The organism is Pseudomonas sp. GM80 (assembly GCF_000282515.1).
Taxonomy (GTDB): Bacteria; Pseudomonadota; Gammaproteobacteria; order Pseudomonadales; family Pseudomonadaceae; genus Aquipseudomonas.
In genome coordinates, this window is sequence record NZ_AKJD01000099.1 from 1 (window position 1) to 11,797 (window position 11,797).

The 11,797-nt window shown below is 56.3% G+C and carries 11 protein-coding genes; 1 reads left to right on the forward strand and 10 read right to left on the reverse strand.

Annotated features, from left to right (window positions below):
- Positions 1-459: 459 nt before the first annotated feature.
- A protein-coding gene (locus PMI37_RS16660; RefSeq protein ID WP_202949186.1) for an IS3 family transposase occupies positions 460-1,643 on the reverse strand; the annotation gives its coding sequence in 2 pieces (ribosomal slippage) (positions 460-1,379 and positions 1,379-1,643; 1,185 coding nt in all).
- An 82-nt stretch (positions 1,644-1,725) separates the two neighbouring features.
- Between PMI37_RS16660 and PMI37_RS16670 the strand changes: the two genes are divergently transcribed.
- Entirely contained in the window at positions 1,726-2,067 is a 342-nt protein-coding gene (locus PMI37_RS16670) for a DUF6124 family protein (protein ID WP_045123172.1), read from the forward strand.
- A gap of 206 nt (positions 2,068-2,273) precedes the next feature.
- On the opposite strand, the gene PMI37_RS16675 is transcribed toward PMI37_RS16670, so the two are convergent.
- The 9 genes from PMI37_RS16675 to nuoI form a co-directional block, all read right to left on the reverse strand.
- Positions 2,274-3,599 (reverse strand): OprD family porin, encoded by a 1,326-nt coding sequence (locus PMI37_RS16675; protein ID WP_008082837.1) that lies wholly within the window; start codon positions 3,597-3,599, stop codon positions 2,274-2,276.
- A 256-nt stretch (positions 3,600-3,855) separates the two neighbouring features.
- Positions 3,856-4,041, reverse strand: a complete 186-nt coding sequence (locus PMI37_RS31870; protein WP_008082838.1) for a hypothetical protein — start codon at positions 4,039-4,041, stop codon at positions 3,856-3,858.
- A 387-nt stretch (positions 4,042-4,428) separates the two neighbouring features.
- Positions 4,429-5,295, reverse strand: a complete 867-nt coding sequence (locus tag PMI37_RS16680) for a hypothetical protein (protein WP_008082840.1) — start codon at positions 5,293-5,295, stop codon at positions 4,429-4,431.
- A 236-nt stretch (positions 5,296-5,531) separates the two neighbouring features.
- Positions 5,532-6,995, reverse strand: coding sequence for an NADH-quinone oxidoreductase subunit NuoN (gene nuoN, locus PMI37_RS16685; protein ID WP_008082842.1), 1,464 nt, complete (start codon positions 6,993-6,995; stop codon positions 5,532-5,534).
- A 7-nt stretch (positions 6,996-7,002) separates the two neighbouring features.
- Positions 7,003-8,535: an NADH-quinone oxidoreductase subunit M gene (gene nuoM, locus PMI37_RS16690; RefSeq protein WP_008082846.1), complete on the reverse strand. Its 1,533-nt coding sequence runs from the start codon at positions 8,533-8,535 to the stop codon at positions 7,003-7,005.
- A gap of 39 nt (positions 8,536-8,574) precedes the next feature.
- Positions 8,575-10,428, reverse strand: a complete 1,854-nt coding sequence (nuoL, locus tag PMI37_RS16695) for an NADH-quinone oxidoreductase subunit L (RefSeq protein ID WP_008082848.1) — start codon at positions 10,426-10,428, stop codon at positions 8,575-8,577.
- Complete coding sequence (gene nuoK, locus PMI37_RS16700; RefSeq protein WP_003223790.1) at positions 10,425-10,733, reverse strand: NADH-quinone oxidoreductase subunit NuoK; 309 nt, start codon at positions 10,731-10,733, stop codon at positions 10,425-10,427. The genes nuoL and nuoK overlap by 4 nt, the downstream gene beginning before the upstream one ends.
- Before the next feature lie 3 nt (positions 10,734-10,736).
- A complete protein-coding gene (nuoJ, locus tag PMI37_RS16705) occupies positions 10,737-11,237 on the reverse strand; it encodes an NADH-quinone oxidoreductase subunit J (protein ID WP_008082850.1) in 501 nt (166 codons plus the stop codon).
- 9 nt (positions 11,238-11,246) lie between these two features.
- Positions 11,247-11,795 carry an NADH-quinone oxidoreductase subunit NuoI gene (gene nuoI / locus PMI37_RS16710; protein ID WP_007920177.1) on the reverse strand — a complete coding sequence of 183 codons (549 nt, stop codon included), beginning with the start codon at positions 11,793-11,795 and terminating at the stop codon, positions 11,247-11,249.
- Positions 11,796-11,797: the final 2 nt, after the last annotated feature.

The following is an 11,797-nucleotide window of genomic DNA, read 5'->3' on the forward strand; positions in this document are numbered from 1 at the left end:
CGATCTTTTGATCTTGATCTTTAAAATCAAAGTCAAAAGATCGCAGCCTTCGGCAGCTCCTACAGGGTTGATGTTAAATATCACGCTGCGTATTTCAATTCGTGATGTTTAAAGGTTGTGTGGGAATCGCGGAACCTTCCCACAATATTTTCAGGTTGTCCGTCGGACGTCCGTTCTCTAGCCTGTGTGGGTCGCTGCCAATTCAGCGATCGGGATTGGAACCCCGTGGCTCAACTGAAGCAAAACGCACTGTTCATGACGTATGCTTGCGCACTTTCATGTGTGCACTCCGTTATGGCGGCTGTGCGCGGGAGACTTCGAGTCTGTCGGGTTTGCTCAGTTGCCCGGGTTCCAACCTGCGTACAGCTGCCACCCTTTCGCGTGGAACCGAAAGGGCCAGCTCCACCTTCAAGCTGAGTAAAACATTATGAAAAAGCCAACCCCCAATCCCTGCAGTGGTCAACTAATTCCGGACACCTCGATAGGTGGTTTTGACGCCATCGCCCGCTCATAGACGGTCGGTGGCAGATATCCCAGTTTCGAGTGAAGCCGTTCGTTGTTGTAATACCCAACGATGTACTCGGTGATGTCGCGGATCGCTTCGGTATGATTGGCGTAGTCACGTCGCCATACCCGCTCCATTTTCAAGCTCAGGAAGAAGCGTTCCATCACCGCATTGTCCCAGCAATTACCTTTACGGCTCATGCTCTGCTGCATGTCGTTTCTTGCCAGTAACTCTCTGTAAGTTGCACTCGCGTATTGGCTGCCACGATCCGAGTGGGCAATCAGGCCTGGCGGCGGTTGGCGCTGTGCGATGGCCAGTTGCATCGCAGTGCACACCAGCTCTGCCGGCATGTTCGGAGCCATCGACCAGCCCACGATCTTGCGTGAAAACAAGTCCAACACCACGGCCAGATACAGCCAGCCACTGCGGGTGCGGATGTAGGTGATGTCTGCCACCCAAGCCTTGTTTGGCGCCGCCGGATCAAATTTTCGGCTCAGTACATTTTCGGCAATCGGCAGATCATGATTGCTATCGGTCGTGTGCACAAACTTGCGCTTCCAAGCCGAACGTAGCCCATTGGCACGCATCAAACGGCGGATTTTATACAGTCCAACAGACAGGCCTTTGCCGCGCAAAGCGTCGCGCAAGGGCCGGCTGCCGTAGCAGCCACCACTCTCGGCAAAAGACGCCTTGAGTTGCACAACGACAGGACAACTCTGCCGGACGGGCGCATCAGCACGCTTTTGCGACTCATAGAAGCCCGAGCGACTGATGCTCAGTAACCGACAGACATGTGTCACTGAGTAGGCCTTCTGTTGCAGCTGCCGAACCAGTCGATACCTTACTTCAGCTCGCGGGCAAAGAAGGCCGTAGCCTTTTTTAAGATGTCGTTATCCATCTTGAGCTGGCGATTTTCCTGTTCCAATTGCCGGATGCGCTGTTGCTCTGCCGTCAATGGCTTGCCGATTCCGGCCTGCCCCAGTTGCTCTGCCTCGTACTGTTGAACCCAGCGTCGAACGGCTGTCTCACCAATGTTCAGATCTTGGCAAACCTGCGTAACGGTTAGCCCCTGATCCTTGATCATCTTCACGACTTGCAGCTTGAAGCTGTCGTCGAATGCTCTGCGTTTTTTGGTCATGAATAACTCCTCGATAGATGTATTTTCCACCTATCGGGGTGTCCGGGGAAATTAGACCACTGCACCCCCCGAAGCAGACGCCATCCCCGACGCCAACTCAACATCCCCTTACGCCTCCGTCGACACCCGAAAACTCCACGAAGCCGCCGACCGCGCCCTCGACTTCTACCTCAATCCCGCGGCCCAGATCATGGCCACCCCTTACACCCCCAGCGACATGTACCACGTCAATCCGCACGCCGACACTGAATCCCTGTTGGTCAACGCCTGCGAATCCCTGGCCTCGGCCACGGTGATGCTCGGTGATTTCGCCGCGAAGCTGGAAGGCATGCACCGCAAGACACTGCTGGGCATCGCGCAGGTAGTCATGCTCGGCGAACTGGCGGTGAACAAAGCACTGGATAACGTCGATCCCACCCCATAACCACCTCAGTAGGAGCTGCCGAAGGCTGCGATCTGTTGATCTTGCTTTTTAAAACCTCCAGATCAAAAGATCGCAGCCTTCGGCAGCTCCTACAGGGTTTGCTTTTTCGGTGGGTATAAAAAAAGCGCCCCGAAGGACGCCAAAAGATTCACCTCTTACCAAAGGAGCAAGGAGCTTCTAAAGGTGAATTTGCATCAACCGCGCAATCAAAGAATCGCCAACGGATACTCGACAATCACCCGCACTTCATCCAGATCCGACTCGAACGCCGTGGCGCGTGTCGTGGCCTGGCGCAAGCGCAATGACAGGTCTTTCATCGAACCGCTTTGCACCACGTATTTGACTTCGATATCGCGCTCCCAACGTTTCTGATCGGTCAGCGGATTGCCCTCGGCATCGCGGCGCATATACACGGCATTAGCGTTTGAATAATCAGCGTCTGTGCCGCGCGCATAACGGGTCATGAACGACAGACCGGGTACGCCATAAGTGCTCATGTCGAGGTCATAACGCACCATCCACGAACGCTCTTTCGGCGAGTTGAAGTCGCTGTACTGGATGGAGTTGTCGAGGAAGATCGAATCGGACTGGCGCAGGTAATCGAAGTCGTCATTGCCATTGTTGCGTTGGTGGGAGAGGGCGACCGAGTGGGCGCCGAGTTTGACGCCGACGCGACCGCTCCAGATGTTGTTGTCGAACTCGCCGAGCAGTTGTTTACCTGCATCGACAGCCTTGTAATAGTTCAGGCCACCGAACAGTGACAGGTCGTCCGAGAGCGGATAGGTCCAGGCGGTGCCGGCGTAATACTGATTCCACGCATCCTTGAGGCGACTGGAGTACAGGCTGAAACTGAGGTTTTTTTTCAGCACATAATCGCCGCCGCCATAAGCGATCCATGGCGAATTGACCGGCCCGCCGTAGAAGGTGGCGAAGTTCTCGCGCATGTCGCTGGACACCGGTTGGCTCATCGCGTGCAGTCGACCGCCCTGAACCGATAAACCTTCAATGCTTGTGTTGCTCGCCGTCACCCCGCGAAAGCTTTCCGGCAACAAGCGCGAGTCACCCGCCGCCACCACCGGATTGGCCGGGAATACGTCACCGACCTTGACCACCGTATCGAACGCCCTAATTTTCGCAGCGCCGCCGACTTTGCTGTATTCGTCTCGCGCCTCGCCGTTGCTGTTGACCGGCAACACATCAAACGAACTGCGCCCGCCATTACGGCCGCCACCGGTATCGAGTTTCAGCCCGACCATCGCAAACGCATCGACACCGACGCCGACGGTGCCTTGAGTGAAACCGGATTCGAACTTGCTGATCACCGCGTGCGACCAGGCTTCGGAATAACCATTGCCGGTCGGGCTGGACTGGCCGTTGCGATGATCACGATTGAAGTAGAAGTTACGGTTGAGCAGCGTCAGGCTGCTGCCTTCGACAAAGCCTTCAGGCTTGTCTTCTGCAAACACCACGGACGGCCCGGAGCCGACCACCACCGCTAAAGCGGCCATCGATATTTTTGTAGGGTTAACCATCAAACACTCCTTGGGTTCGGCAGAACGGGAACGTGCGTCGGCGTGGGTTTTATTATTCGGCGGGGCAGGGCCCGCCGGCATTGGTCACCGGGTCACATCGTTGCAAGCTGCGGATAACGCGGAGGTGATGGGGGAATTACAATTTCGTCATGTGGTTATTTGGATTGAGTGAACGCCACACAAAACTGTGGGAGCGAGCTTGCTCCCCAGTGGTCTGAGTGGGTCTGATCGATCACATGAGAGCAGGTTTGGCTTTTTATCGTTCGAAGGTATCCAGCAAACCGTGTGATAGAGAGGCATCAGTTTCGGCGGGAAGAATGAGTTTGCCCTTCATGACGCCGATCCGTTTTACACGGGTCTTTTTCAAGGTGATTTTGCCTTGGCGTTCTTCGTTTAACGCATCAAGGCCATTCATCAATTCTGAATAAATATCCCGCTTCACGGTTCATGGATCTCCACTTGATAGGTGATCCTCAAATTTAACCGCAATTACCTTCTGCAGAAGGTCAGCCATTGCTCGATGTGTTGCAGGAGAATTCTTGAAAAGCTGAGGGTGTGAAGACCAAGAATGCGTAGCCAGCGATCATCACGACGCGCTGGCGCAGTCTTCTGATATTGAATCCTAAAAGCGCGAAGGCGGCACCTGAGAGTGCCGCCTTTTTATAAGTTTTCTGAGAGAGCAAGAGTGCTCTAGTTGCGTTGTTATCTGTTATCTAAAGCTATCTCTTTTCTATTGATGACTTTTTCGTTAACGATACGACGTACAACCGGTGCAGAAGGTTTCTCTGGTGGTGTAGGTCTTGTCGGATTCTGTGGCTTAGACCGATCATCAGTAGCTTTCATTTCTGATCCCTATTGGCACCGCCGTTAACATCGTCGTATGTTCTTCTAGAAGATGGAACAGTCGGTTTGACAGGAGCTTGGGGCAAAGGTTTTTTTCACTTGATGTTGGCTTATTGGATTCGCTCAATTTCCCTGCCCCTTTTTCAAGAAGTATATTCTCAAGGATTATAGTCCTTTTTTTCAGATCTGCTACGCCTTCGGCTTTTGAGTCATTCAGCAACTGCTTTCTCAAGTCGGATATTTGGTCGCCAACGTACATATCTTTTATTGCAAAATTTTTCCTGGGCGAGGAGGTATCCATGTCAAAAAGGACAAACAACAAGCTACCGATAGCAAGAGGAATGCAGGCCATCAGAAAAGTTGAAATGGACTTGAAAACCCATCGTGATCGCTCTTCATTGACTAAAGCATTGTGTGTGGAGCAACTGATGTAAGTGTTTGAAATGAAGCTTGCAGTTTCTTTGTCAGGATCGATCAAAGGTATTTGCTCGTGCTGTGATACCTGTAAGTTATATTTGCCAAGTTCAATGTTGTATTGTGTTTGGCTGTCGTAATACTCTTTTATTTTTTCTGCGTATGGCATTCTGTTGAATTCAGATCCGCTAAAGGCTCTGAAGTTGAAGTATGTAGAGATGGTTGAGATTGTCAGGGTTAAAGCTACTAGAAAGGAAATGATGTATGCAATTTCGGGGTTGAAGGTGAAATCCAAAAAACGAGCTAGGTAGATGGTTGCAGAAGCTAGTGCAAATATCGCGGTAAAAATTATTTGAGTTTTTATCGAGATGCTGTTTTTTATCTCTTCTTCGTATGCATACATTTTTTCATATGTGGTGTGGATGTTGTCAGTGTTCAATATGGTTTCCTTGTGCCCTGTTGGTCGGCAAGTACTTTCAATGTGCCTTCGAGTTTTCGCGTTGCCTCACACATACACAATAGCTCCAACAGCCGGATGCGGACTGTAGGACGAAACCGATAATTGAGCGGGAGCTTTCTGGGCTTTCAGCAGGAAGGGCAGGGCATCAGTAAAAATCCCACAAAAACAAAAACGGCACCCGAAGGTGCCGTTTTCATTTCTAGCCAGCCGAACTATCAGCCCGCCAGACCCGCCTGCTGAACCAGAGTCAGCAATGGCTGCGGGTACACACCCAGGAAGAACGCGACCAGGGCGATGGCCAGCAGCATCACGCCGCCAGCCTTCTGTTCCCAGTGCAGCTGGGCGTCGTGGCGACGCAGGTTTGGCTCGATCAGGTACAGGGTGACCATCACGCGCAGGTAGTAGAAGACGCCGATGGCGCTGCCCAGTACCAAGGAGCCGACCAGCCACCATTGGTGCGATTCAACACCGGTAGCGATGATGTAGAACTTGCCGATGAAGCCAGCAGTCAGCGGGATACCCGCCAGCGACAGCATCATCACGGTCAGGACGGCGGTCAGGTACGGACGACGCCAGAACAGGCCGCGGTATTCGTACAGGGCATCCGCGTCACGGCCGTTGTACGGCGAGGACATCAGGGTGATCACGCCGAAAGCGCCGAGGCTGGTGATCACGTAGGTGACCAGGTATACGCCGATGGCCTCCACCGCCAGACCCTTGCTCGCCACCAACGCGATCAGCAGGTAGCCGAAGTGCGCGATGGACGAGTAACCGAGCAGACGCTTGAGGTTGCTCTGGGTCAGGGCCAGCAGGTTACCGAACAGGATCGAGGCGATCGCGATAACGGTCAGCACGTCGCTCAGTACACCACTGCTGGCGGCAGGGGAGATCTGGAACAGACGCACCATCACCGCAAACACGGCCACTTTCGAAGCGGTTGCGAGGAACGCAGCCACCGGTGCCGGAGCACCTTCGTAGACGTCCGGCGTCCACAGGTGGAACGGTACCAGCGACAGCTTGAATGCCAGACCGATCAGCATCATGCCCAGGCCCAGTTGCGCCAGCGAGCTAGGCAGGCCAGTCGCAGCCAGAGCCTGACCGATACCGACGAAGCTCAGCGAACCCGAATCGGCGTACAGCAGCGCCATACCGAACAACAGGAACGCGGAACCGGCGGCCGACAGCACCATGTATTTGATGCCGGCTTCCAGCGAGCGCTTGTTGAAGAAGGCGTAAGCCACCAGACCGTAAACCGGTACCGAGAGCAGTTCCAGACCGATGAACAAGCCGGCCAGGTGCTGCGCGCTGACCAGAACCAGACCACCGGCGGCGGCCATAAGGATCAGCAAGTACAGTTCTTCACGGTTGCCCGGGTAACCCGAACCGCCATCACCCAAATAGGCGTGGGCGAGGGTAACGCAAGCGAGGGTGGCGACCAGGATCAGCGCCATGTACAGGCAGGCAAACGAGTCGATCTGCAGCAAAGGAGTCACGGCCAGAGGCGCGACTTTCAGGGCTGGCAGGATCGACAACAGGGCCAGGTTCAGACCCGCCACCGAAATCAGGAAGGTCTGCGAGTGGTTGCGGCGCCAGGCGATTGCCAGCATCACCACGATAATGGTGAGGCTGGTGATCAACAGTGGCGCAAGCGCAATAAAGTGTTGAATCGTGAATTCCATAGCGCTCTTACCGGGCCGAAGCGAGTTGAGTGAAGGCGGTGCCGAGCCACTGCTGAACGCCATGCATCGTGGCGGCAGAAGTGTCGAGGAACGGTTGCGGGTAGACGCCGATGTAGATCAGCAACACCGCAAGGCCTAGCACCATGATCAGTTCGCGAGCGTCCATGCCGTGCAGGATCGAATCCGATTTCGCCGGACCGAAGTAGGCACGGTGGATCATGATCAGCGAGTAGACCGAACCGAACACCAGACCGGAAGTGGCAATCGCAGTAATCCACGGCCAGCTCGCGAAAGAGCCGATCAGGATCAGGAACTCACCGACAAAGTTACCGGTACCCGGCAGACCCAAGGACGCGGCTGCAAAGAACAGGCTGATTGCCGGCAGGTAAGCGATACGCGACCACACACCGCCCATCTCACGCATGTCACGAGTGTGCAGACGCTCGTACAACTGACCGCTGAGGATAAACAGTGCCGCCGCCGAGACACCGTGCGCCAGCATCTGGATCACTGCACCTTGCAGGGCCAGTTGGCTGCCGGAGTAGATGCCGATCAACACGAAGCCCATGTGGGAAACGGACGAGAAGGCAATCAGACGCTTGATGTCGGTTTGCGCGAACGCGAGGAACGCACCGTAGAAGATCCCGATCAGACCGAGGGTCATGGCGATCGGCGCGAACTCGGCCGAGGCATTCGGGAACAGCGGCAGGGCGAAGCGCAGCAGACCGTAAGCAGCGGTTTTCAGCAAGATACCGGCGAGGTCGACGGAACCTGCAGTCGGCGCCTGGGCGTGAGCATCAGGCAACCACGAGTGGAACGGCACGACCGGCAGCTTGACCGCGAAGGCGATGAAGAAGCCGAGCATCAGGATGTACTCGGTGGTCATCGACATCTTGGTTTTCAACAGATCGGCGTAGTTGAAAGTAATCACGCCAGTGTTGTTGAAGTTGACCAGCACCAGACCGAGGATCGCCACCAGCATGATCAGGCCGGACGCCTGAGTGAAGATGAAAAACTTGGTCGCCGCATAGATCCGGGTTTTCTTGCCGTCCGAAGAACTGTGACCCCAGAGCGCGATGAGGAAATACATCGGCACCAGCATCATTTCCCAGAAGAAGAAGAACATGAACAGGTCGAGGGCGAGGAACACGCCGACAACGCCGCCCAGGATCCACATCAGGTTCAGGTGGAAGAAGCCAACGTGACGTTGAATCTCTTTCCACGAGCAGAGTACCGAGAGGATACCCAGCAGACCGGTCAGCAGGATCATCAACAGCGACAGGCCGTCAAGGGCCAGGTGCACGCTGATGCCGAAACGCGCGATCCAGATGTGCTTGAACTCAAGCGCCCAGGTCGGATCGGCGCCAGGCGCCGGGGCAAATGAATAGTCACCGTGGGCCCACAGCCAGAGGCCGAGGGCGAGTTCCAGGGTCATGGTCAACAGCGCAATCCAGCGCGGGAGGGTAGCGCCGAAGCGCTCACCCATCCAGCACAGCAGGCCGCCGATGAAGGGGATCAGGATTAGCCAAGGCAGAATCATGACGGGCTCGTTTCCTTTCGCAAATTCGCAAGGTTCATATCAGACCGCTACCAGCACGATGGCGCCGATAACCAGCACGGCACCAGCAGCCATCGAAGCAGCGTACCAACGCAGTTGACCGGTCTCGGTGCGGCTCAGGGCGGTGTGACCACCCTTGGCCATACGCGGGATCAGACCGATGGTCTGGTCGAGCGGGTCTTTGCGCAGTACGTGGCTGATCGCCAGGTAAGGCTTGACGAACAGTTTGTCGTAGATCCAGTCGAAGCCCCAGGCAGCGAACCACCAGGCCGAAAGGAAACGGCCGATGCCGCTGTTGGCGATCGCCGTGACGAAGCGACGCTTGCCGAGGAACAGCAGCGCTGCCAGCAGGATACCGGCCAGGGCGATGGCGCCCGACGCGATTTCCAGACTGTGCTTGGCTTCGCCACCGGCATGGCCAACGCTTTCTGGCAGTACGCCGTGCAGTGGCGGAACGATCATCGCGCCGATGGCGGTGGACAATACGATCAGCACCGACAGCGGCAGCCAGTGAGCGATGCCGTGACCGGCGTGGGCTTCGGTTTTGGCTTCACCGTGGAACGTGATGAAGATCAGGCGGAAGGTGTACAGCGACGTCATGAACGCGCCGACCAGACCTGCGTAGAGCAGACCGTGGTTGCCGCTGGCGAACGCTTCCCAGAGGATTTCGTCCTTGGAGTAGAAGCCTGCGGTGACCAGTGGCAAGGCAGCCAGTGCCGCGCCGCCGACGATGAAGCTGGCGTAGGCCAGTGGCAGTTTTTTCCACAGACCGCCCATCTTGAAGATGTTCTGCTCGTGGTGGCAGGCAACGATCACCGCACCGGAAGCAAGGAACAGCAGGGCCTTGAAGAAGGCGTGGGTCATCAGGTGGAAAATCGCGCCATCCCAAGCACCAACGCCCAGCGCCAGGAACATGTAGCCGATCTGGCTCATGGTCGAGTAGGCGAGGATACGTTTGATGTCGGTTTGTACCAGCGCGGCGAAACCGGCCAGAACCAGGGTCACACCACCAACGATGCCCACCAGGTGCAGAATTTCCGGCGCCAGGGTGAACAGACCGTGGGTACGGGCGATCAGGTAAACACCGGCAGTCACCATGGTTGCGGCGTGGATCAGTGCCGAAACCGGGGTCGGGCCGGCCATCGCGTCCGCGAGCCAGGTTTGCAGCGGCAGTTGTGCCGATTTACCGACTGCACCACCCAGCAGCATCAAGGTTGCCAAGGTGATCCAGAAGTCGCCGACCTGGAATTTCTGCGGTGCCAGCACCAGCAGTTCCTGGATGTTCAGCGTGCCCACTTGCTGGAACAGGATGAACAGGCCGATGGCCATGAACACGTCGCCGATCCGGGTCACGATGAAGGCCTTGAGTGCGGCGTTACCGTTGTTGCGGTTGCTGTAGTAGAAACCGATCAACAGGTACGAGCACAGGCCCACGCCTTCCCAGCCGAAGTACAGGAACAACAGGTTATCGCCGAGCACCAGGAACAGCATGCTGGCGATAAACAGGTTGGTGTACGAGAAGAAGCGCGAGTAGCCCGCTTCGCCGCGCATGTACCAGGACGCGAACAGGTGGATCAGGAAGCCGACGCCAACCACCACACCAAGCATGGTGACCGACAGGCCGTCGACGTAGAGGGCGAAGTCAGGCTTGAAGCCTTCGACCGCCATCCACTTCCACAGCACCAGGGTGTAGTGACCGCCTTCGGGTGGTGCGACGTTGAATTGCCAGATGACGTAGGCGGCGACGATCGCCGACAAGCCAATGGAACCCACGCCGATCAGCGCCGAGAGGTTTTCCGACCAGCGTCCACGGGAGAACGACAGCAGCAGGAAACCGATCAGAGGGAATACGAAAGTCAGAAAGATCAGGTTCATCCGCGCATCTCACTGGCAGCGTCGATATCGAGCGTATGGAAGCGGCGATACAGTTGCAGCAGGATCGCCAGACCAATACTGGCCTCGGCAGCTGCAAGGCTGATCACCAGGATGAACATGATCTGTCCATCCGGCTGGCCCCAACGGGCGCCCGCAACAATGAACGCCAGTGCAGAGGCGTTCATCATCACTTCCAGACTCATCAACACGAACAAAATGTTGCGGCGGACCATCAGGCCGACCAGACCAAGGCAGAACAGGATGCCGGCAACGGCCAATCCATGCTCGAGAGGGATAGCAGGCATGACTTACTCCTTCGCCTCGTTACGGCCCAAATGGAACGCCGTGACGGCTGCGGCGAGCAGCAGCATCGAGGCGAGTTCGACCACCAGCAGGTACGGGCCGAACAGGCTGATGCCCACGGCTTTCGCGTCTACGGTGGTGTGGCCGATGGCCTGACCGCTCTGGTGAGCGAACAGCACATACAGCAGTTCGGCCAGCAGCAGGCCGGCGAGAATCACTGGCCCTGCCCAGATACCGGGCTTGAGCCAGGCGCGTTCTTGCTGAACCGCGGCGGGGCCGAGGTTGAGCATCATCACCACGAACACGAACAGCACCATGATGGCGCCGGCGTAGGCGATCACTTCCAGCACGCCGGCGAACGGTGCGCCGAGTGCGAAGAAGGTCATGGCCACAGCGATCAACGAGATGATCAGGTAGAGCAGGGCGTGCACAGGGTTGGTGTTGGTGACCACACGTAGCGTGGCCACAACAGCGATACCCGATGCGAAATAGAAAGCGAATTCCATCGTTCTTCCTTAAGGCAGCAAGCTCTTCACGTTGATCGGTTCGGCTTCGTTCTGTGCGGAGCCTTTCGGCTTGCCAGCGATTGCCATACCTGCAACACGATAGAAGTTGTAATCAGGGTTTTTGCCGGGGCCGGAGATCAGAAGATCTTCTTTCTCGTACACCAGGTCCTGACGTTTGAACTCGGCCATCTCGAAATCCGGTGTCAGCTGGATTGCGGTGGTCGGACAGGCTTCCTCGCAGAGACCGCAGAAAATGCAGCGCGAGAAGTTGATACGGAAGAAGTCCGGGTACCAGCGACCGTCTTCGGTTTCAGCTTTCTGCAGCGAGATGCAACCCACCGGGCAAGCCACGGCGCACAGGTTGCAGGCAACGCAACGCTCTTCGCCATCGGGGTCACGGGTCAGGACGATACGACCACGGTAGCGTGGTGGCAGGTAGACCGCTTCTTCCGGGTATTGCAGGGTGTCGCGCTTGCGAAAGCCATGGCCGAAGACCATGACCAGGCTGCGCAACTGGGTACCAGTACCCTTAACGATGTCGCCAATATATTTGAACATGG